The sequence below is a fragment of the Sphingobacteriaceae bacterium GW460-11-11-14-LB5 genome (assembly GCA_002151545.1).
GTDB lineage: Bacteria > Bacteroidota > Bacteroidia > Sphingobacteriales > Sphingobacteriaceae > Pedobacter.
In genome coordinates, this window is sequence record CP021237.1 from 527,348 (window position 1) to 549,767 (window position 22,420).

Annotated in this window: 18 protein-coding genes; 15 read left to right on the forward strand and 3 right to left on the reverse strand. The window is 40.5% G+C overall.

The window, feature by feature from the left end; translation table 11 throughout:
• Positions 1-102: 102 nt before the first annotated feature.
• The 7 genes from CA265_02085 to CA265_02115 all read left to right on the forward strand — a co-directional run bounded on the left by CA265_02085 (position 103) and on the right by CA265_02115 (position 4,303).
• Positions 103-492: a hypothetical protein gene (locus CA265_02085; GenBank protein ARS38533.1), complete on the forward strand. Its 390-nt coding sequence runs from the start codon at positions 103-105 to the stop codon at positions 490-492.
• 163 nt (positions 493-655) lie between these two features.
• Positions 656-1,282 (forward strand): ABC transporter ATP-binding protein, encoded by a 627-nt coding sequence (locus CA265_02090; GenBank protein ID ARS38534.1) that lies wholly within the window; start codon positions 656-658, stop codon positions 1,280-1,282.
• Positions 1,282-2,496, forward strand: coding sequence for an ABC transporter permease (locus CA265_02095; GenBank protein ARS38535.1), 1,215 nt, complete (start codon positions 1,282-1,284; stop codon positions 2,494-2,496). Before CA265_02090 ends, CA265_02095 begins: the two co-directional genes overlap by 1 nt.
• Before the next feature lie 18 nt (positions 2,497-2,514).
• Positions 2,515-2,952 carry a hypothetical protein gene (locus CA265_02100; GenBank protein ID ARS38536.1) on the forward strand — a complete coding sequence of 146 codons (438 nt, stop codon included), beginning with the start codon at positions 2,515-2,517 and terminating at the stop codon, positions 2,950-2,952.
• Positions 2,953-2,964: 12 nt separating this feature from the next.
• Positions 2,965-3,399, forward strand: a complete 435-nt coding sequence (locus CA265_02105; protein ARS38537.1) for a hypothetical protein — start codon at positions 2,965-2,967, stop codon at positions 3,397-3,399.
• A complete protein-coding gene (locus CA265_02110; protein ID ARS38538.1) occupies positions 3,396-3,845 on the forward strand; it encodes a hypothetical protein in 450 nt (149 codons plus the stop codon). Before CA265_02105 ends, CA265_02110 begins: the two co-directional genes overlap by 4 nt.
• Positions 3,846-3,865: 20 nt before the next feature.
• Entirely contained in the window at positions 3,866-4,303 is a 438-nt protein-coding gene (locus CA265_02115; protein ARS42861.1) for a Fur family transcriptional regulator, read from the forward strand.
• 3 nt (positions 4,304-4,306) lie between these two features.
• Here CA265_02115 and CA265_02120 read toward each other — a convergent pair whose 3' ends face one another.
• From CA265_02120 to CA265_02130, 3 genes are read right to left on the reverse strand one after another with little or no spacing between them, the layout of a single operon-like run.
• Complete coding sequence (locus CA265_02120) at positions 4,307-5,305, reverse strand: acyl transferase (GenBank protein ID ARS38539.1); 999 nt, start codon at positions 5,303-5,305, stop codon at positions 4,307-4,309.
• Positions 5,306-5,309: 4 nt separating this feature from the next.
• The gene (locus tag CA265_02125; protein ID ARS38540.1) at positions 5,310-5,669 is read right to left on the reverse strand and encodes a hypothetical protein; all 360 of its coding nucleotides are present in this window, start codon (positions 5,667-5,669) and stop codon (positions 5,310-5,312) included.
• Positions 5,670-5,675: 6 nt separating this feature from the next.
• Positions 5,676-8,105 carry a penicillin acylase family protein gene (locus CA265_02130; GenBank protein ARS38541.1) on the reverse strand — a complete coding sequence of 810 codons (2,430 nt, stop codon included), beginning with the start codon at positions 8,103-8,105 and terminating at the stop codon, positions 5,676-5,678.
• Positions 8,106-8,301: 196 nt separating this feature from the next.
• Here CA265_02130 and CA265_02135 point away from each other — a divergent pair, with 196 nt between their 5' ends.
• The 8 genes from CA265_02135 (at position 8,302) to CA265_02170 (ending at position 22,359) form a co-directional block, all read left to right on the forward strand.
• Positions 8,302-11,193 carry a TonB-dependent receptor gene (locus CA265_02135; GenBank protein ID ARS38542.1) on the forward strand — a complete coding sequence of 964 codons (2,892 nt, stop codon included), beginning with the start codon at positions 8,302-8,304 and terminating at the stop codon, positions 11,191-11,193.
• 442 nt (positions 11,194-11,635) lie between these two features.
• The gene (locus CA265_02140) at positions 11,636-14,098 is read left to right on the forward strand and encodes a glycosyl hydrolase (GenBank protein ARS38543.1); all 2,463 of its coding nucleotides are present in this window, start codon (positions 11,636-11,638) and stop codon (positions 14,096-14,098) included.
• Positions 14,099-14,157: 59 nt separating this feature from the next.
• Positions 14,158-16,122: a 1,4-alpha-glucan branching enzyme gene (locus CA265_02145; protein ID ARS38544.1), complete on the forward strand. Its 1,965-nt coding sequence runs from the start codon at positions 14,158-14,160 to the stop codon at positions 16,120-16,122.
• 757 nt (positions 16,123-16,879) lie between these two features.
• Positions 16,880-19,039: a hypothetical protein gene (locus CA265_02150; protein ID ARS38545.1), complete on the forward strand. Its 2,160-nt coding sequence runs from the start codon at positions 16,880-16,882 to the stop codon at positions 19,037-19,039.
• Between the two features lie 86 nt (positions 19,040-19,125).
• The gene (locus CA265_02155) at positions 19,126-19,797 is read left to right on the forward strand and encodes a hypothetical protein (protein ARS38546.1); all 672 of its coding nucleotides are present in this window, start codon (positions 19,126-19,128) and stop codon (positions 19,795-19,797) included.
• A 22-nt stretch (positions 19,798-19,819) separates the two neighbouring features.
• On the forward strand, positions 19,820-20,761 hold the full coding sequence (locus tag CA265_02160) for a hypothetical protein (GenBank protein ID ARS38547.1): 942 nt from the start codon (positions 19,820-19,822) through the stop codon (positions 20,759-20,761).
• A gap of 40 nt (positions 20,762-20,801) precedes the next feature.
• Complete coding sequence (locus CA265_02165) at positions 20,802-21,773, forward strand: hypothetical protein (protein ARS38548.1); 972 nt, start codon at positions 20,802-20,804, stop codon at positions 21,771-21,773.
• 265 nt (positions 21,774-22,038) lie between these two features.
• Positions 22,039-22,359: a hypothetical protein gene (locus tag CA265_02170; GenBank protein ID ARS38549.1), complete on the forward strand. Its 321-nt coding sequence runs from the start codon at positions 22,039-22,041 to the stop codon at positions 22,357-22,359.
• Positions 22,360-22,420: the final 61 nt, after the last annotated feature.

Genomic DNA, 22,420 nt, shown 5'->3' on the forward strand with positions numbered 1-22,420 from the left:
GGATTGTTTTTATCATTTTAATGCAATGATGTTGCAAATATATTTGGTAAACTTGTAAATGCAACTAAATTGCTTTTATATTTGTGAACTAAATTTATTTTGATGAAACTACGGAGTTACAGAATCAACCTCGACCGGATCGGGATTACCGCCTCAACACTTTGTGCCATACATTGCGCCGCACTGCCATTTTTAATTACGGTTTTACCCATGTGGGGAATGGGTTTCTTAGCGAATGAAGCGGTTGAAATTACCATGATCGCCGTTTCTTTAATCATTGGTATTTGGAGTTTAAGTACCGCTTACCGCAAACAACATCGCCGTATTATACCCATTATGGTACTTATTGCTGGATTTGCCTGTATAACATTGGGGCATTTTTCGGGTATTGAGCCATTGGAGCCAATCCTAATCCCGATTGGTGGATTTACCATTGCCGCGGCCCACTATATCAATTTACGAATGCTTAAGTCTTGCCCATTGGGTCATTAGTCAGTTATGTCAATGAATTCTAAAATCTTATTTATCCCTGCATTGTTGTTTATTGCGATGTTAAACCCTGCCTGTAAGCATGGCACAAATGATGGCGTAGAGCTTTACAGGCGTTATGCCATCAAAAATCTGGTCGTTAAAAAAGTGCAAAAGGTGATAGGTCATGATTAAGATCAGCGCATTAGCACATGTTTATGAGAAGGGAAGGAGGTTGAAATTTCCTTACTGGGAAATCGCCGATATGGAGCAATGGCTTTTACTAGGTGCATCTGGCAGTGGAAAGAGCACATTGCTTAATATTATTTCTGGGCTTTTGGAGCCAACTCAGGGCGAAGTTTTAGTTAACGGAACTGATTTATATACTTTACCTGCAAGAGGACGAGATCGGTTCAGGGGGCGGCATATCGGTATTATTTTTCAAAGGCCGCATCTTATTCGTTCTCTCGATGTGCTCGATAATCTGGAACTTGCGGCAGTAATGGCCGGGGTACCTGTAGACCATGAACGGAATCTTTCACTTTTACACGAGCTGGGGATTGCCGGGCTGGCTAAAAATTATCCTGACCAATTAAGTGAGGGGCAGTTGCAAAGGGTTTCGGTGGCGCGTGCATTGGTCAACAAACCCGATCTGTTAATTGCTGATGAGCCTACCTCTAGCTTGGATGATGAGAATGCCAGTTTGGTGATCCAGATGCTGACTACCCAGGCTAAAGATAATGGTGCTGCACTGATCATTGCTACACACGATAGGAGGGTGCAGGAATATATTACTAAAACCTATCTACTCTAATGAATATTTTTAAAATCAGCAGCAAAAACCTCGTTAGGAATAAGCTAACAACAATTTTGAATATTATTTTAGTTGCCTTTGGTATAGGCATTCTCTCTATTCTATTTTTGGCCGCCAACCAGATTGGAAATAAACTGGAAAAAAATGCCAGGGATATTGATTTAGTTGTTGGTGCAAAAGGAAGTCCTTTACAATTGATATTAAGCAGCATTTACCACATCGATTATCCTACTGGAAATATCCCTGCAAAAGATGCTTACAAATTAATGCAAAACTCTATGGTTAAGCGGGCTGTTCCCTTGGCATTGGGCGATAATTACAACGGTTACCGGATTGTCGGCACCGATAGTACTTTCTCTAATCTTTATGGTTTATCCCTAAAAAGTGGCAATTTTTGGCATAAAGATTTAGAAGTAACCCTGGGGAGCACGGTTGCTTTAACATCCAGGCTGAAGATTGGCGATTCTTTTTTTGGCGCACATGGTTTAACTGGCAACGGAGATATTCATAAACAACATGCTTACCTCGTAAAAGGAATCTTAAAACCACAGGGGAATATAACCGATAACCTGATCCTGACCAATATTGGCAGTGTGTATAAAATGCACGAAGAAAAGCATAATCAGGAGCATGGCCATGTTTCTGGAGCAGAAGCTAAAGAAATTAATGATAAACAAATCACCGCCTTACTGATCCAGTACAAATCGCCCATGTCGGTGATTGTTTTTCCACGGATGGTTAATCAAAGTACAAACATGCAGGCCGCCTCTCCGGCAATGGAAAGCGCGAGGCTATTTTCTTTGATCGGCGTTGGGATTGATACGCTGCAATGGTTTGCCGTATTTATTATGGCGATTGCCGCCTTAAGCATTTTTATCAGCCTCTATAACGCGATGAAAGAACGGAAATACGATCTGGCCATTATGCGCTGCCTCGGTGCATCAAAATCGAAACTGTTTTTCCTGGTCATGTTTGAAGGGGTTTTGGTTACGCTTATTGGTGCCTTATTAGGTTTATTGATCGGGCATGCTGCGCTTGAGGTAATCGGGGCCTATCAGGAATCTTCGCAGGCAAAATTAACGGGGTTTACTGCAGTTCCACAGGAAATATATTTAATCTGGATCGGGCTGTTTATTGGCACTTTAGCCTCGCTTATTCCTGCTATGCAGATTTACAAGGTTGATATTGCCGAAACTTTAACCAAAAACAGATAATCCGTTAAGGTTAATGCAATGAAGAAATTGGTTTTATTGGTTGTTTCATGTTTAGTTATCCACGTAGTAGCGGCGCAGGTTAAGGTACATACCGACTTGCGCACGCCTACCTGGAACCTGATCGGTTTGAGATACGATGCCGAAATTGCACCAAAGAAATGGGGAAGTGTTTTTCCGCCTGCATTAAGGGCATTACACCATAAAATCATAGAACTGCCCGGTTATATCATCCCCACAAAGGTAGGGTCGAAATTTAGCGAATTTATGTTTTCTATTGTGCCTATCGCTTCCTGTCCTTACTGTGGCTCGGGCGATATTCCATCAATGGTGCAGGTAAAAATGTTAAGGGCTATCCCCATTACAGAAAAAGCAATTAAGCTCAGGGGAATTTTCATGATTAACGACTCCGGGGATGACAGGAGCGAGTTTTTCCTGTTAAATGCAAAACTTTTATAGGCTCATTCGATCATGAAGAAATGCATTTTGGTCCTATTGGTTTTAATCTCCATTACAGCAACGGCTCAGGTATCTGTGCACACAGAGATGCGAACCGCCACATGGAATCTCATTGGTCTAAAGTACGATAAGCAGGTTAAACCCTTGGTTTGGCAGGCCGTTTTTCCACCGGCGCTAAAAGCAATCCATAATAAGATAATTGAACTCCCTGGGTATATTATTCCCACTAAAGTAGGCAATAGCTTCAGCGAGTTCATGTTTTCTATCGTGCCCATTGCCTCTTGCCCCTATTGTGGGACAGGCGATATTCCTTCAATGATCGAAGTAAAGACTTTGAAACCCATCAACTGGACAGAAGAAGCCATTGTCCTACGGGGAAAATTTATAATCAACGATTCTGGTGATAGCCGATCTGCTTTTTTTCTTTTAGACGCCGTAAAACGATGAGACATGTATATTTTATTTTTTTCCTGTTTTCGGTTTGTACGGTCAATGCACAAACGCAAAAGCACAGTCCGAAAGATCAGTTGCGATCTTTAAACTGGGACATCATCGGTTCTGTGAAATTTGAACTTACTGAAAAGAACGAACTTATGCCCTTGTTTACCGAATCAATTAAACGTTTTGAAGACAGGGAATTTGATTTGACAGGTTACCTGATTCCGATAAAAAGCGGATCGAAACAGCAGAAATTTCTCCTGGCTACCCTGCCCGTTAACCAGTGTTATTTTTGCGGACAAAATGGTATTCCGGTAATGATTATGATTGAAATGGAACGTGCGGTACCTTATAGCGAAAAACCGATCCGTATACGGGGGATTTTAAAATTGGAGCAAAAGGATGCGAGTTATGCGCCACCAATAAGCATCAAAAATGCCAAACTCATTAATTAATTGTTTATTTTTGTATGGTTATGGAAGATAATACTGCGCGTTTCGAAAAACTTTTGGTTAAAAATGGACTAAAAAGAACTGCCCCGCGTTTGCAGGTGCTGGAGATTTTGAGTGGAAGGGATTCTGCAACCTCTCAGCCTTATTTGGAGCAAGTGATGGGTAAAGATGCAGACCGTGTTACCTTGTATCGTGTTTTGCAGGCTTTTGAAGAAAAAGGGATTATCCATAAGGTTTTAGATCAACAGGGCACAGCCAATTATGCCATTTGTTCTGATGGTTGCAGCGCACATGACCACCATGATGAACATGTACACTTTAATTGCGATAACTGCCATAAAATTTACTGTTTGGATACCGTTAAGATTCCGGCATTAAAAGTTCCGGCAGGATTTAAAGTGGCACACCTTAATTTGATTGCTACTGGTTTATGTGCGAGCTGTTCGGATAAGGTAAATTAGCGTTTACTGCACCAATAGATTACATCCCCTTATATCGGCATTATCAAATCTGCCCAATACTTCAAAACTTTGATCGGGATTTATTCTGCCCAGATCTTGCGTGGCAATAAAGGAGCAGGAATTAAGATTGGCCAGATCGATGACATTAATGCCTCCAGTTCTGCCATTTTCGATTAAACTTAAAGGATCATTGGTGTCGCGGATTAAAACCTGCATCCAGTTAGGACAGTTGAAAATGCCTTCTCCTAAAGAATAAGCCTGAGAAAGTAGCTCCGTCATTCCATATTCGCTATGGATTGATTTTACACCAAATCCTTTGGTTAATTGTTCATGCAGCTCCTCGCGTACCATTTCTTTGCGTTTCCCTTTCATTCCTCCGGTTTCCATTACAATCAGCTCAGGGAAATCGATATCAAACTGTTCTATAAAATCGAGCAGGGCATAGGTCACGCCAATTAAAACGGTTTTCTGTTTTTTTGATTTAAGCTCGAGGAGGGTTTTCAGTAATTCATCGTGGTTATATAAAAAGTAACCGCTTTGTGGGTGTCTGCTTTTTTCGATCAGGTCGTTGACCATATAAATCAATGATGAGCCCGATCGCTGCTGGTAGGACGGGAGCAGCGCCAAAAAGCAATATTCGGTAATGTCTCCGTAAAATTGGGCAAAAGCTTGTAGATAGCTCTGCTCATATAATTTAACATTGCTTACATGATGGCTGCTTTGTACCATGCCTGTAGTGCCCGAACTGCTGAACGTAATTTCTATTGGATTGGTACTGCTCAGAACAGCATGGCTTTTAAAAAAACTGATGGGTAAAAAGGGAATCTGTGCAATTTCGCTCACCTCATCTGCATCAACACCTAAATGGAAGATATATTCGCGGTAAACATTACAGTTTTGCGCCTGTAACTTAAAAATGTTTAATGCCAGGGCGTTAAACGCATTGGTGCTTTTTACTGAAAATATATCCTTAGCTGTTAAATTCACAGGGCAAAAGTACAAAGCATTATGCTATTTTCTCGTCAGTTTTTTTTGCCAGCATCGCCATGCGGAACTGATAACCACAATAGCCACTTATTCCGGCAACCAGGCCACTCAAAATACCGGTAACCAAAAGCAGTGCCCACCACAGTTTGATACCCGTCATTACGGCTACACGCCCCGCCAGTACGTTGTCGTTAGGTAAACTTTTAAATAAAGCATAACCTATCCAAAGTAAAAAAATAGCAAGGAACGATTGCCAGAAGGCTATTTTTCCTGTTTTGCCAATAATACCGCAGGTAGCAAAAGAAATGACAATGATCATCCACCAGGGGGCGATCATTTGCAGTAGAAAACAGATTATTAATATAACAATGAAAACCATTTTAGCCTATTTAGAAATTTTTAAACGAGAAATAACTGTACCCGATTTATCATCAGGACTTTGCATATAAAACAGATCGTATAATTTACCATTTGCCCAGGTATCGATCATATTATCATAAAATTTGCTTCCAGGATTGCCTGATTGGCCACCAGGATAAACACCATGTCCTTTTGGCGTTTTACCCAATTCAATCACCATCCGCCACGAAGGTCCATTGGCTTCGCTTAATGCATTAATAGCTGTTTTCGCGCCACCAATTTGTAAAACTTTCGAACCGAACCCTGGTATTTTGGCCAGATGCGGTACGTTGGTCTGTTTCACATTCGCCCAGTCCCAATCTTTGTTTATCGGCCCAAAGCGTCTTTCTAAACTATCACAGCTATATTTAAAGGCTTCGTTAACCAGATCAGGTAATGTTTCTTTTTTGCTGGTATTAATGTTATCGTACCAAATAGCATTGGGTTCTTTCAAAATCAGCTCAACCGTGCGGTCTCTTGATGGGTAACGCATGGGGATTCCTTTCACTTCGAATTCATCCGCCCAGATATTATGTGATAGGCGTTTGGTCCATATCTCGAATACACTGGCTGCAATTTCATGGGCATCATAACGTTTGTTCCACTTGTTCAGGTAAGCCAATGCTTCTTTTTGCGTTGCATTTAACTGTTCGTTGTTTAGTAACGGTAACAATGCAGGAACCAGGTTTTGCGCCATAATGCTGTAATTGTCGGTTTGCATCAGGCGGATACTGTCTAAGGTCGCCTTATTCATAGCCGATAAACGGTCATTAATCCGCTTGCCCCGCTCGTAAGGTGCAAATTCCCAGTTAATGTAATAAGGATAAGTGGTATCGGTAGAAGACTGATTGGCCGAGCTTACAAAACCACGTGGCGGATTTTTAACCGTTGGGTTCTGTGCATTTGGGATCCATCCCTGCCAGTCGTATGCCGGGTCGGTACCATCCAGTATAAATTTGCCCTGATCTTTCCATTTTAGCGGAAATTTGCCATTTGGCGTGATGGCAATATCATTATCTACACTGGCAAAAACGAAGTTTTGTGCAGGTGCAGTGTAAAAAGTTAAAGCCTTGCGGTAATCGTTGTAATTTTTTCCACGGTTTAAATAATAGAAAGTCATCAACTCATTCGATTCATCGTGCGCAATCCACCTTAAAGCATCGCCAACGGGTACATTGTCGGCCCTGCCGTATTTTGGTTTCTGGAAATATACCACTGGCCCGTGATGGGTATAGTAAACCGTATCTACTTTGTCTTTTCCTCCACGTATTTTAATGGTTTCGAGTCGTTTGGTTGTGGCTTTCCATGTATTGTTATACCAATATTCATTGTGGGTCGAATCCTTAAATTTGATCTGATAAAAATCAAGCACATCGGCAGCAACATTCGTTACGCCCCAGGCTATTTTCTGGTTAAAACCAATAATTACACCAGGTGCACCGGGTAAAGAAACGCCATAGGTATTTACCCCAGGTGCATGTAGCTGAATCTGGTACCATATTGATGGAAGCGTTAAATCCAAATGCGGGTCGTTTGCCAGAATCGGATATCCTGATGCGGTTTTAGCACCAGATAAAGCCCAGTTATTACTGCCAATGCCTTCTATTTTTTCGGTTGTTTTTACCTCGCCGGTTTGAGCCTGGGTGAAGCTTTCCGGTGTTTTTGGTGTTGGCAGGGGTGAAAAATCCCATTTTGTGCCAACCGGGATAATCGGGTCTTCACGGAAAGGATAATCAGGGAAAAGATTTTTGGTCACCTCAGGTCCGAATTTTTTCAGGATGTTGGTCATGTAAAATTCGTCGGAACCCATGGCTAATACTGCCGACATCTGTTTTAGGAGCAAAGCACATTTTACCGGGGTCCAGTTTTCGGGCTTAAAATCGAGTATTTTGTATTCTAAGGGATAATTGGCTTTAGAAAGTGTTTTGATATAGGCATTAATTCCTTCGGTATAAGCCAAGATCATTTCTTTTGCTTTCGGGTCGGCCATCATGCCTTTTAATGAGTTTTCAGCCCCATAAACCATGCCCATCCGGCGCTGATAACGATCTACCTCAATGGCTTTATCACCCACCACTTCACTAATTCTTCCGGCTGCAAAACGGGTTTGAAAATCCATTTGCCAAAGGCGGTGCATGGCGGTTACATAACCTTGTGCCAGATACAGATCGTGATCATTCTGTGCGAAAATATGGGGGATCATGCGGTCGTCAAAAACGATTTCGATTTTATCTATTGCGCCTTTAATCTTCGCTTTATGGTTAAACATAAAATGATTGTTCTCTGCATTTTGCCAGAAACCCATAAAAGGATTTAGGAATTTTAACAAGGGAGGCGTACTGCCTAATTTGGTATTAAATAAAAAAGCTAATGCTATCGGAATGATGATGCAGAACAGGGCTTTAATTTTATTCATAATGGCTAGCTAACAAGTCTTTTGCTAAGATAGGGCAAAATGACGGTTTATGTTTAATGCAAAATACAACAAACTGTATATCAATCAAAATTATAATTTGAATTGAAATTATTATGCTAACATAATTTGTTTAATTCAAAAAAAGAATTTAAGTTTATATAACTAATAATACAAACAACCAAATTAACAATCGTTTATGAGCAGAATTTTTACACAGATCTTCTACGTGTTATTATTTGTGTTCGCGGGCAACCTCGCGGCACAGGCACAAAGTATTACGGTAAGCGGAACCGTAAAAGATAAGCAATCGAAAGAAGGACTAGCAGGGGTTAGTTTAACTATCAAAGGTCAGTCTGGCGGTACCGCCTCCACAAGTAATGGTAGTTTTACTTTTACCACATCAGCAAAGGTTCCCTTCACTCTAGTGGCATCTTATGTAGGTTACGGTACCGTAGAACAGCAGATTACCGGAAGCACTTCGGGTATTAACCTGGAACTGGAAACCGCGGTTGTATTGGGTGGTGATGTTGTAGTTTCGGCCTCACGTACACCCGAGCGTATATTAGAATCGCCGGTTTCTATTGAGCGCATGAGTGCCGCCTCTATCAGGGAAATCGCCGCGCCATCATTTTACGATGCCCTGAACAATATGAAGGGTGTAGAAAGCAGTATGCAGAGTTTAACTTTCAAGTCGATTAATACACGTGGTTTCAATTCGAATGGTAATACGCGTTTTAACCAATACATCGATGGAATGGATAACCAGGCACCGGGACTGAATTTCTCGGTAGGTAACATTGTGGGCATCACCGAACTGGATGTAGATAATGTAGAACTTTTACCGGGCGCTTCATCTGCCCTTTATGGTGCAGGTGGTATTAACGGTACCTTGTTAATGACATCTAAAGATCCCTTTAAATATCCTGGTGCAAGTTTTCAATATAAAACAGGGGTAAACCATGTGAACGATGACAATAGCAGCGTGCAGCCTTTCAATCAGTTAGATGTGCGCATGGCAAAATCATGGAACAATAGATTTGGCGTAAAAGCTGCATTTTCTTTCCTGCAGGCAAAAGATTGGTTTGGTAATAACTATTCTAATTTTGATAGGACTGCAAATTCGGTTAAACCCGGGGACAGAAGTTCTGATCCAAATTATGATGGAGTAAATGTTTATGGCGATGAGGTTAATGCAAACCTTCGTTTTGTAGCCGCCGGGATATCCGCTAATCCTCAGCTTGCGGCTGCATTTGCTGGCTTTAACGGGATTATGACAGCCGCACCTACTGCAAGTTATGGTAATCTTGTTACGTTAATTAATGCAAATCCAGCTTATGCAGCATTACGCCCTGCTTTGCCCTATCTTGGTGTGGCTTATGGACTTCGAAATGGTTTGATTTCTAACCAGTCTGTTTCACGTACAGGTTATAACGAGTCTGATCTTGTTGACTACGGTACAAAATCATTAAAATTCTCAGGTGGTTTATATTACAATATTACGCCAACAATTCAGTTAATAGGTCAGGCAAACTGGGGAACGGGAACTTCTGTTTATACAGGTTCAGATCGCTATTCGCTCCGAAACTTTAATATCGGACAATATAAAATTGAATTAAAAGGTCAGGACTTTTTTGTTAAAGCGTACACCACACAGGAACGTTCAGGAGATTCTTATATTTCTTCAATCTTAGGAAGTTATATTAATGAAAAAACCAGTCCTTCCAGGACCTCCTGGTTTCCGACTTATACAGTTGCCTATGCCACTGCAAAAGCACAAGGAGCCACTGATGCTATCGCAAATGCTGCAGCGAGATCCGCTGCCGATGCAAGCAGGGCCTTGCCAGGATCCCCAGCTTTTAATATCAATAAGGATGCTATAATGAATACCAATATCAGTGCAACGAATTTTGCAACCGGAGTATATGGAGCAAAATTTGATGATAAAACCAACCTTTATCATTACGAGGGCCAATACAATTTTACCAATCTATTTAATAATGTAATAGAGTTTCAGGTTGGTGCATCCTCAAGGTTGTATCAGTTAAGGTCAGGCGGGACGATTTTTGACGATTTGAATCGTGAAATTAACATCAATGAATATGGTGCATTTGCACAAGCTGGTAAAAAAATTTGGGAGTTCTTTAAATTAACCGTGGCAGGTCGTTATGATAAAAGTACAAATTTTGAGGGCCGTTTTACACCGCGTATCACAGGAGTTTTCACTGTAGCAAAAAATAACAACATCCGTTTATCTTACCAAACAGGTTACCGTAACCCAACCACACAAAATCAATACATCGACCTTTCTGTTGGTGGTGGATCGCAAAGGTTAATTGGTGGTATACCTGTAAGTTTAGCTAAGTATGGCTTGTTAACTGAAGCAACTAAAGGTTATACAGAAGCCAGCTACCGGGCTTATAATGCTGCACTTGTATCAGGTGCATCACCTGCCGGCATTTTACAAAAATATACTTTCGATCCGCGTGGTGTACGACCAGAAAGCGTACAAGCTTATGAAATTGGTTATAAAGGTTTGTTAAGTCCGAGATTATTGATTGACGCTTATGGTTATTATAACCGTTATAAAGATTTTATTACTGCGGTTAATGTTTATCAACAGGTTGGTACAAGTACTGATTATGTAAAATATGGTGTACCTGTAAATGCAGAAGGTACTGTTACTTCTTATGGGGGTGCCTTAGGCCTGGATTATTTGATGGGTAAATGGAATGTTAGTGGTAACGTATCATATAATCAGATTGGCGATTTACCGAGTAATTATATTAATGATTTCAATACCCCTAAAATCCGTTATAACCTTGGCTTAGGAAATAAAGAGATTGTTAAAAACTTTGGTTTCAATGTTTCTTACCGCTGGCAAGATCAGTTTTACTGGAACTCTTCTTTCTCAGCTGGCCAGGTACCCGCATACAGTACGTTAGATGCACAGGTGAGTTTAAGAATCCCTTCAGTACAATCAATTGTTAAACTGGGTGGCTCAAATATACTGAACAAATACTATTTCACTTCCTATGGCAATCCTGAGGCAGGTGCAATTTATTACTTAGCCATTAGTTTTAATCCATAATTAGTGAATTGAGTTTTAAGGGCCTTCTATGCTAATCGTATAGAGGGCTTTTTTGTAGACTTAAACATTTGGCCAGTCATTGCTGGGGCGATCAGCTACGTCATTTAAATCTTCTTGAATGAACGCCCATATTTTCCTTTTAAATATATTGAGTCAAAGTCATGATGGAAGGCCATATTTCCTGATTTGAAATAAAATAACTTGTTTATTTTCATTAATCTTGTTTGGAATTTACAATTCTAGTATTATCTTTAGTTCAAGAAAACAGTACTTAATAACGCATCAAAAATGCATAATTAGCATAAGTTAGTGTAAAACTTACACTATTAAAAACAACTTTTGCAAAAAAGCTACATCCCTTTTATAAAATATTTGTATTATAGTACTTTCTTAAGCACATCCCGGTTTAAGAACCATGAATTTAAAATTTGAATAAATAAGGATGGAAGCGCAAAACGACAAAACTAACGAGACAAGTGACCTGATCGAAAAGGAACAAGAAATACAACATTTAAACAATCCAGTAGATATATCGGTAAAGCCAATTGTTAAACAATACCTTGGTGCAGTTAAAAAAGTAAAAAAGGAGGGCAACCGTTTTTATTTTTCTGATGGCGATGCAAGAGTAGAAGTTCGCGTGGTAAGCGATGATATTATCCGGGTTCGCCTGGCTCCTCATGGCGTTTTTTTAGATGATTTTTCTTATGCCGTGCCTGAAGTGGATCAAAAAGTTTCTGTTTTTAAAATGCAGGAACACGATGATCATTTCACAATTTCTACCCATGCGGTAACCTGTAAAATAGAAAAAGCAAATTTCCATATTTCCTTCTCTGATAATATTACCAATGTAGTTATGGTTGATGAAGCCAATTCTATGCACTGGGAAGAAAATGTAGATTTTGGCGGTTATTATATCTACGCAACCAAAAAATGCCACCCTGAAGAAAATTTCTTCGGTTTAGGTGATAAATCTGGCAATTTTAACCTACGCGGCAGGCGGTTCGAAAACTGGAATACCGATGCTTACTCTTTCGGCTGGAACCAGGATCCACTTTACCGCACCATACCTTTTTATATTGGTTTGCATAATCAGGCGGCTTATGGTATCTTTTTCGATAATACCTTTAAATCATATTTCGATTTCGGTTCAGAAGATGTAAATAAAACCAGTTTCTGGGCCGATGGCGGAGAATTGCAATACTATTATATCCACGGGCCACATATTATGGACGTGGTTAAACGTTATGCAACTTTAACCGGAACGCACCCGATGCCTCCAAAATGGACTTTGGGTTATCAGCAGTGCCGTTGGAGTTATTACCCTGAGACAAAAGTTAAAGAAATAGCCAAACAGTTCAGGGAACGTAAAATCCCTTGCGATGCCATTTATCTGGATATCGATTACATGGATGGCTACCGCTGTTTTACCTGGAACAAAAAATACTTTCCAGATCCACGGAGAATGATTAAAGAACTTTCTGATGATGGCTTTAAAACCGTAGTTATGATCGATCCTGGAATTAAGGTAGATGACGATTACTGGGTTTTTAAAGAAGGTAAAGAGAAAAGATTTTTCTGTCGCCGTAGCGACGATTATTATATGGAAGGGCATGTTTGGCCTGGCCGCTGTCAGTTTCCCGATTTTACCAATCCAAAAGTACGGAGCTGGTGGGGTAATTTATACAAAGAATTGGTAGACATGGGCGTTGCAGGTTTCTGGAACGATATGAATGAGCCAGCCGTGTTTGGTTCAGGAACTTTCCCTAATGATGTCCGTCATAACTATGATGGTTACCGTGGCTCACACCGTAAAGCACATAATGTTTATGGCATGCAGATGGTGCGTTCTACCTACGAGGGATTAAAAAAATTAATGCGCAATAAACGTCCGTTTACCATTACCAGGGCTGGTTATTCGGGCATGCAACGTTATGCAAGTGTTTGGACCGGCGATAATATTGCCACCTGGGAACATTTAAAGATCGGAAATATCCAGTGCCAGCGTTTATCGGTTTCTGGCGTGCCTTTCTGTGGAACAGATATTGGCGGATTTAGTGGTGAGCCTGATGGGGAATTATTTACCCGTTGGATCCAGTTAGGTACTTTTTCTCCATTTATGCGTGCACACTCTGCAGGTGATACTGCTGAACGCGAACCCTGGAGCTTTGGCGAATTTTTCGAAGATATTAACCGTAAGTTTATCGAATTAAGGTATCGTTTAATGCCTTACCTGTATTCGGTATTCTGGGAGCATCACCGTTATGGTTTTCCTATTCTAAGGCCACTGGTGATGTTGGAGCAGGAAAATATCAGCAACAGTTTTCGTCAGGATGAATTTTGTTATGGGGATAAACTGTTAATTTGCCCGGTTTTAGAACAAGGTGCAATATCCAGAAAAGTTTATCTTCCAAAAGGAACCTGGTATAATTTCTGGACCAACGAAATCCTCGACGGCGGTAATGAATATACAGTTGATGCCAAGATCGACAGTATGCCAATGTTTGTAAGGGCAGGTACCGTTTTACCAGAATATCCGGTCATGCAATATGTGGATGAAAAATCGATTACTGAAGTTGTATTGAATATTTATCACAGCGATTACGAGGTAAATTCATACATGTACGAAGATCATGGTGATACGTTTGCCTACGAACAGGACATTTATCTGGAAAAGAAATTCACCGTAAAAGGCGATGCTCAGGCCATTAAAGTGAACCAACGTAACGAAGGATTGTATACCCCTAATTATGAATTTTATGTTTGCAACGTTATCGGCGTAAAATTCCAGGTGAAAAAGATCATTATCGATAATAAAGAGGTGAAAGATTTTTATACCGACGATCAGAATATCCTGCATTTCAAATGCAATAAAAACTTCTTAGAAATACAAATCTTGAGTTTGTAACATTGAACCCCAAATGCTGTTTAGTATTTGGGGTTTCACCCAGTCTAACCAAAATACCTATGCCGTCAGCAAAAAAAGTTCCTGTAAAGAAATCATCCCAACCAAAAATTGATAAACAGAAATCCGTTTGGATCCATAGTTTATTTACCGATTATGATATTGATCTTTTTCTTGTAGGAAAGCATTTTAGGCTTTACGAGAAAATGGGCTCGCATTTAATTACAGTTGATGGTGTCGCTGGAACTTATTTTTCAGTTTGGGCACCCAATGCGATTCGTGTAAGTGTAGTGGGTAATTTTAACGATTGGAACAACGCCTCGCATCCGCTGAGTGTCCGATGGGATAAATCGGGTATTTGGGAAGGTTTTATCCCAGGTATCGCAAAGGGAGAAGTTTATAAGTATTTTGTTAAAGGTTTCGATGAATCGGAGCATTTAAAAGGCGATCCTTATGCCAGGAGATGGGAACATCCTCCGCAAACAGCTTGTATTGTTTGGGATACCGATTACACCTGGAAAGACAAAGCCTGGCTGAATAAAAGGGCAAAGATAAATGCATTAGATCAGCCGATTTCGGTTTACGAAATCCACTTAGGATCATGGGAGCGCGATCCGGATAATCCAGAGCGCGTACTAAATTGCAGGGAGGTAGCCGGCAGGCTTGTTCCTTATGTAAAAGAAATGGGTTTTACCCATGTAGAACTGATGCCCGTAATGGAATTCCCATTTTTCCCCAGCTGGGGTTATCAGATTACAGGTTATTTTGGCGCAAGTTCACGTTATGGTTCTCCACAGGATTTAATGTACCTGATTGATGAGCTCCATAAAGCAGGAATTGCGGTGATATTGGATTGGGTTCCTTCTCATTTTCCAGGTGATAGACATGGTTTGTATGAGTTTGATGGAACCCATCTATACGAACATGCCGATATGCGGAAAGGCTTTCATCCCGACTGGAAATCATATATTTTCAATTATGACCGAAACGAGGTACGCTCTTTTCTGATTAGTAATGCTTTGTTTTGGATAGATCAATACCATGCCGATGGGCTAAGGGTAGATGCGGTAGCATCGATGTTGTATTTTAATTTTTCCAGAGAAGACGGAGATGCCGCGACGAACGAATATGGTGGAAGTGAAAACCTTGGCGCCATACAGTTTTTGCAGGACCTGAATGTTGCCGTTTATGGGAATTTTGAGGGCGTACAAACCATTGCCGAAGAAAGCAGCACTTATCCTGGCGTAACCCATCCGGTATATGCAGGCGGATTAGGATTTGGCATGAAATGGATGATGGGCTGGATGAATGATACCTTAAAGTATTTCAAAGTAGAAACCCTTGGCCGGAAACATCACCATCACCAGCTAAGCTTTAGCATGACTTATGCGTTTACCGAGAATTTCATGTTGCCTTTCTCTCATGATGAAGTGGTGCATGGTAAGTCACCCATGCTGTATAAAATGCCTGGTGATGACTGGCAGAAGTTTGCGAACTTAAGGGCGCTTTATGCTTACATGTTTACCCATCCTGGAGCAAAACTCCTGTTTATGGGAAATGAGTTTGGCGAAACCAACGAATGGAACTTTACACAATCGCTGGATTGGCATTTGTTGCAATACCCACCGCATAAAGGCATGCAGGAAACCGTTAAGGCCTTAAACTTCCTCTACAGGAAGGAACCAGCCTTATATCATTTCAATTTTAGTTACGAAGGTTTTCAGTGGCTCGATGCCGATAATGCAAACGAATCAGTATTCACATTTATGCGCAAAGGACCAAAAGCAAAAGATACTTTGGTTATCGCCATAAACCTAACACCTGTGGTACGTGAGAATTATAGAATTGGCGTTCCTTTTAAAACCAAATGGACAGAAATTTTTAATACCGATGATATTGTATATTATGGGGGCGGTATTAATAACAGGGGAGATATAGTTCCTGATCTGGAAAATTATAATGGACAGGAATATTCAATAATTGTTGATTTACCACCATTGGCCGTAACGGTTTTTAAGAGCAAATAAAAAAAAGGTGACATTATACGCACCAAAACTAAATTCTTAAATAGCTTAAATAAGAAAAGCCTTCCATTGCTGGGAGGCTTTCTTAAACCCTGGAGTGGAAGCTTCCAGAGAGGGTGCAAAGATACAATAACCATTGTTTCCTGCAAGTATTATTTTTTAAATAATTTTTAAGGTATAAACCTTTGTCTAATACATTATGATAAAGCGCTGCCTGTTAGCGTTTAAACTTGATGTTTGCATGGAAAGATCTTCTTTTGGTAGGCGCTCAAATACCACCATAGCCTGGCTAGCATCACACTTTGTAGCTGCTTTCTGCATTTAGTTTGAAGATATTGCCCGCCGGTAAAAAATAGTCTTCCAAACCCAATTAAAATTTCTTTCCTTTTTTATACCGCAACTACAGCCTTTTGCTATTTGAGCGGTTATCTTAATCGTTGCTGTTTTCTGTTTTGCTTATTTTGGTTTAATGGTATTTCATCATAAATATCATAGCTAGATTCGGGCCATCCCCTCGCGTAAGATAAGAGAGCATAGACCAAAGTTTTTCATTCTTTAAGTTTTGTTGATAAATATCAACAAAACAGGCTTTTAGCGCCTATTATCGAGGGTAATGAATAAAGTGAACGGATAATGTGATATAGCGCTACTGTACTTTTGTACCTATAAGCAAACAAACAAAATTTAATTTTCACGTCATCCCAAACTTACATTGAAAAGGCGCTCTTGTCTATCTTTCCTGGTGTTTGTGCTGTTTTTTATGCCTGCATATTTATATGCGCAGTGTGAAAATACCGCACGGACTTATGCAAACTTTCAAGGTTCTTACATTGATGGATTAGGTATTTTAGGCGCAAATTTATATGGAAGTATTTCAGACGCATCAAATGCTGTAAATGGACAGGTTAAAGATGCTTCAACATTATCTGTTCCGATAGGAATTCTTGGTCTTACCGGATCGGCCACCCAATTTCTCGAATTTACTACAGATGGTGCTAATGCAAATAAACGCACAATAGCCGCAAATACCCCTGTAACGGTGAAACTGGCACTTCCAAAAGAATTATTGGGGCTTTTGAGCAGCTTTGAAATCGGTAGTTTTACAGACCTTCATGAAGTTCCCGGAAACACGCCTTTAATTGGTTATGGATATGAGCCAGGCTATGATGCAACCCGAACTCCTATTTATACATCTGCAAATATTGCCGGTGTAATTGGTGGAGGGGGAGAGATTGAAATTACGGTAACGCCAACACAGGCTTTTAACGGAATCTATGTAAAGATTGCCGGTGCCGTGGTTTCTACAGCATTATCATTAAAGGTTTTTCATGCTTATATCATGGAGCTAAGCACAGGATCAATCAATTGCGATGAAGCAATAGACGTACTCTCTGGTGTAAAACCCACTGCCTTGGGTGGAATTGCAAATTTAACAGGTACGGTTACCAATCCCTTTAATGCCATTGATCCGGATCCAAATAGCTACGCCTTGATTGATGTTGGTGCGTCTGTTTTAAATCAGGTATATCTTAATACAATTTTTAATAAACCATCTCAACCAGCTGATTCTGTAACCGTTATCCTCGAAAATCCTGGAGGGGGTCTTTTAGATCTTAGCCTTTTAACTGGCTTTACTATACAGCCCTATTTAAATGGAGTTGAAGCTGGACCTGCGTTTGAAAACACAGGTACTTTTTTGAATCTGAAATTATTACCTGGATCAACCAGCAAATATTCTTTAACCTTTTTGGTAACTGATGTGTACGACCGTTTGGAGATTACAATGGGCGGGCTTACGGGTGCTTTCAGCCGTTTAAGGATTTACGACATTAAGCGCAAGCTGGCAAAACCACGCACACTGGTGGATCCATCTACTACTGACGAGAAAATTATTTGTCAAGGCGGGACCGCTTCATTTTCTGTTCAAAATGCTCAAGATTGCACAGAATATAAATGGTACGATGCCGAGACTGGGGGTAATTTAGTTCATACCGGTTTGACCTATACCCCTCCTTCTACTCTTGCCGCCGGAGAATATAATTATTATGTACAGGCAAGTAGAACATATTGCGTTACTGCTGTTTCTGAACGCTTAAGGGTAAAACTTAAGGTAAACCCTTTACCAACGCTCGTGGTGCCCGGTGCAACAATCTGCAGCGGATCTTCTACCATAATAGCGGTTACCGCGCCAGATGCTGGTTTTACCTACAATTGGTACGATTTGCCATCAGGAGGCGCACTAATTAAAACAGGTACAACATATACAACTCCTATTCTTACAAACACAACCAGTTATTACGTAGAAGCTGTTAATACCCTAACGGGATGTAAAAATGCCGGAGGTGCGCAGGTGGTAGAAGTTAAAGTAAAACAATATGCACCTGTCCCCGCAATTGCCGGCCTTTCAGCGATGTGTAGCGGAACAAGCACAACATTTACAAATACCTATGCAGGTGGAACATGGAGTACCAGCGATGCAACCATCGCAACGATAGATGTTACAGGAAAAGTTACAGCTGTTGCCGCTGGCGCTGCCATAATTAGTTACACGGTTGCTGATGATGCTACCTATTGCGGAAAGAAAGTGGATTTTAATTTAACTGTAAACCCGCTACCAAATTTAACCCTGGAATCTAATCCAGGTATTTGCGAAGGACTTAGTATAACCAAAATGGCTTACACTAATCCGGTTTTCAGTCCTATTACCTATAGCATCTCCTGGACTGGAAATTTACTTCCTGCTGTTTCAGATCAGGTTTTGCCAGCAAACGAAATTACAATCAATGTTCCGTCAAATACGCCGGTAGCCGTATATCAGGGGCTATTAACCATAAAAAATGCAAACGGCTGCGAACGGGCCATCCCTTTTAGTTTTAGGGTCAAGCTTGTACCACATAAACCAACAGTATCTATTAATTAAAAAGAAAATAAATCATTCCATCCAAACCAATTATCATCATGACAAAAAAATCTACAAAACGCAATCTAAGAATCTTTGTATTCTTAATGTTCTTACTGCCGCTGGGTGCCTTTGCGCAAACGCCAAATGTATACCTGTGCGGAACTGGTACGGTAAAATTGAATCCAACTTTCACTGGTTATGCCCCTGTAAATGGCGATAAAATTGTATGGACCGTTGACGGAACTGCAGAAGCTGCGGTAATATACAATGGTTCAAATGCCTTTTATCAGATCGCTGCAGGATTAGCAGCCGGAAACCATACTTATTCGGTTCAGGTAATACCAGCTGATGCAAATCTTTGCCCTAGTGATGCCTCTGATAATACCATTGTAGAAAAATTACCTACGCCTATTATTACCGTTGCAGCCCCGGGAAGTGTTTATTGTACCGATCAAACCGCAACTACTGTAATTACGGCGAGTAAGGATGCTTCGATAACCTTACCAACTGGGGTAAGCATGGCTTATACTTGGTCTGCAACATTAGGCGGTACAGCAGTAGCTGATATTGCAACTTTGGGTACAGCATCAGCTTCAGGAGATACTTTTACCCTTAAAGCCGGCGTGGCTCCAGGTGCTTATGTTTTTGCTGCTGTTGGAAGTTATGCCACTGGCGGTGTTCCGATTGTACCTGCAACAACTTGTACAGCAACGGCCAGCAAGGCTATTACAGTTACGGTTAAGCCAGGTAAAGCAACTATCTCTGTAGCACCTTAGGTGTTATTGTTCGTCCGGTTTAATGATGATGTTTAACAGATTTGGAATAATTGTGTTCGGCATGCTGCTGCTTTCTGCAGTGGCATGCTTTGCGCAATCTTCCAATCCGAATACGCTTAACCTTAAACCAGGTGTTACCGTTAAACTCAGGGCCAACGGTACTGGGGCTACCTCGTATCAATGGTTCAGGAATGGTGAGGCTATTTTGGGTGCTACTTCGCAAGATTACGTCGTAAATGCCGCCGGAAAATATACTGTTATTACTTTTAGCCTGGGCGGTTGTAGTTCCGATCTGTCTGAAGAAATGGAAGTAGTTATGGAAACGGCCATGTCTGCAGATGTTTCCATCGTTAAAAGATCTGAAAGCAGGCAGGTAATCAATACCGAGGTATTTAAATACAATTTGTTGGTGCGTAATAACGGGCTTGGCAATGCGACTAACATACAAGTAAAAGATGACCTTCCGGAAAACCTAACTTTTGTGAGTGTTGATCCTACAATTGTAGGTACTGCGAGTTATAACGAGCAAACCAAAACAGTTTCGTGGGCGATACCCACATTGGCCAACGGAAGTTTTGTAGAGCTTGTGGTTAACGTAAGGGCCATGAAGCCGGGTAATGTGGTAAACAGCGCCTCGGTTACCATCAACGAAGCAGATCCCGATCCATCGAACAATATATCAGTTGATACTAAAGAAATCACCGGGCTTAAAATACCGAATGTATTTACCCCAAATGGTGACGGAAAAAATGAAACCTTTTTTATTGAGCGATTAGACCGTTATAGCGAAAACCAGCTGACCGTTATTAACCGTTGGGGAAGTACCGTTTATGAGAAAGATAGCTATTTAAACGACTGGACAGCTAACGGCTTGGTAGATGGAACCTATTTCTATGTACTTAAAGTGAAAACAACAAGTGCACAATGGCAGGAGTTTAAAGGTTACGTTACCGTGATCAGGTAAGTGGATTTAAAATGTGAAGGAATGAAATTAGATTATACAGATGAAAAAGATTGTTGTAACGGCATTATTTAATTTAGCCTGCATTTGTTTGTTCGCTCAGCAGAATGCACAGTTTGGGCAATATATGTTCAATGGTTTATTCATCAATCCAGCTTATGCAGGTTACAAAGAAGAGTTGTATATGCAGGCCTTTGTCAGGGCCCAGTGGACTGGTATTCAGGGTGCTCCCCAAACACTTTCCGTATCAGTAGATGAAGCGGTTAAAGACGAAAGTTTAGGTTTGGGCTTATTGGTATCGAAAGATAAAATAGGCGCGCAGAATTCCTTAAACTTATCTGGTAATTTTGCTTACCGCATTAAATTAGACCGCACCGAAACCAATGTGCTTGCTTTTGGCGTTGGCATAGGCGTCATGCAGATGGGCCTTAACGGAAGTTTGCTGGATCCAAATGAAACTGGCGACAATAAAATTCCAACGGGATATGAAAGCCGGATTGTACCCGATATTAGGGCAGGCGTACATTATTCGAACGAAAAATTCTTCATCGGTTTCTCTGCCAATAACCTGCTTACACAATACCTTCCTGTTTTTAGGGATAATAATCTGCTGAGTATTGCTTCCAAACCGCATTTTTATTTAACGGCTGGAATGGTGTTTCAAATGAACAATGATTTTATGTTCAAACCTACGTTTTTAATCAAAGATGATTTGAACGGGCCAACCTCACTGGATCTGAATGCTTTTTTAATGATCAAAGAAAAACTTTGGTTGGGTGCTGCATACAGAACCTCCGTAAAATTTTATCCCAAACCAGCATTACAAAGCGATTTAAGGGCAAGGAGTGCCATTGGATTGATTGCCGAGTTCTTTGTCCGCGAAAATCTCCGCATTGGTTATGGTTACGATTACAGTTTAAATAAATTCGGTAGCTATGATTATGGCTCGCACGAAATATCTATTGGTTATTACCTGCAAACCGCAAAAAGCAGAAGGCCAAAATGTTACTTCTAATCATCAGGCATCTTCCGCCCGAAATTCCTTATCTATTTGCATTATACTAATTTCCGCTGCCTTGGCGTGTAGATTGTACCTGTTTGCGTTTTTATGCGAAAAATGAATGGAATGAATGTTGTAAAAAGACTTAGCCTAATTTGTTAGGATTTTTTAAAGCTTTTTCAGGTGGTGTAGCGCATACTCCATTCGGTTGTTTGATTTTTAGCCTGTTGCCTAAACAAACGGATATCCGGCGTGTTAAAGCAATACTATCAAATCATCCATGCAACCGCTATCCCAAAGGGTTATCCATCAAAAACAAAGTGCTGATCAGCAGGCTGGCTTATCTGGCGATGAGCTCTTTTTGATTGCATTGAAAACGCATGATCCTGCTACCTTTAAAGTTCTTTACAAAAGATATTCAGCAGCTCTTTATGGGAACATTATAAGGCGTGTAAGAGATGAAGAGAAAGCTAAATTAATTCTAGAGCAAACATTTTGCGAAGCCTGGCAGTCTTTTTCGCAATTTGATCAGACTAAATTCAGGATTTTTACCTGGATAAATCAGTTTGCACTTCAAAATATTAAAAAATCCACGTCATAAGGGGGTTTAAACAGTAAAAAGTTCGCTATAATCTACTTTATTTTGATTTTTCGTTCAAAAT

Coding starts and splice junctions, on each gene's coding strand:
- CA265_02085 (ARS38533.1), top strand. CDS start 103: ATGAAACTACGGAGTTACAGAATCAACCTCGACCGGATCGGGATTACC.
- CA265_02090 (ARS38534.1), top strand. CDS start 656: ATGATTAAGATCAGCGCATTAGCACATGTTTATGAGAAGGGAAGGAGG.
- CA265_02095 (ARS38535.1), top strand. CDS start 1,282: ATGAATATTTTTAAAATCAGCAGCAAAAACCTCGTTAGGAATAAGCTA.
- CA265_02100 (ARS38536.1), top strand. CDS start 2,515: ATGAAGAAATTGGTTTTATTGGTTGTTTCATGTTTAGTTATCCACGTA.
- CA265_02105 (ARS38537.1), top strand. CDS start 2,965: ATGAAGAAATGCATTTTGGTCCTATTGGTTTTAATCTCCATTACAGCA.
- CA265_02110 (ARS38538.1), top strand. CDS start 3,396: ATGAGACATGTATATTTTATTTTTTTCCTGTTTTCGGTTTGTACGGTC.
- CA265_02115 (ARS42861.1), top strand. CDS start 3,866: ATGGAAGATAATACTGCGCGTTTCGAAAAACTTTTGGTTAAAAATGGA.
- CA265_02125 (ARS38540.1), bottom strand. CDS start 5,669: ATGGTTTTCATTGTTATATTAATAATCTGTTTTCTACTGCAAATGATC.
- CA265_02130 (ARS38541.1), bottom strand. CDS start 8,105: ATGAATAAAATTAAAGCCCTGTTCTGCATCATCATTCCGATAGCATTA.
- CA265_02135 (ARS38542.1), top strand. CDS start 8,302: ATGAGCAGAATTTTTACACAGATCTTCTACGTGTTATTATTTGTGTTC.
- CA265_02140 (ARS38543.1), top strand. CDS start 11,636: ATGGAAGCGCAAAACGACAAAACTAACGAGACAAGTGACCTGATCGAA.
- CA265_02145 (ARS38544.1), top strand. CDS start 14,158: ATGCCGTCAGCAAAAAAAGTTCCTGTAAAGAAATCATCCCAACCAAAA.
- CA265_02150 (ARS38545.1), top strand. CDS start 16,880: ATGCCTGCATATTTATATGCGCAGTGTGAAAATACCGCACGGACTTAT.
- CA265_02155 (ARS38546.1), top strand. CDS start 19,126: ATGTTCTTACTGCCGCTGGGTGCCTTTGCGCAAACGCCAAATGTATAC.
- CA265_02160 (ARS38547.1), top strand. CDS start 19,820: ATGATGATGTTTAACAGATTTGGAATAATTGTGTTCGGCATGCTGCTG.
- CA265_02165 (ARS38548.1), top strand. CDS start 20,802: ATGAAAAAGATTGTTGTAACGGCATTATTTAATTTAGCCTGCATTTGT.
- CA265_02170 (ARS38549.1), top strand. CDS start 22,039: ATGCAACCGCTATCCCAAAGGGTTATCCATCAAAAACAAAGTGCTGAT.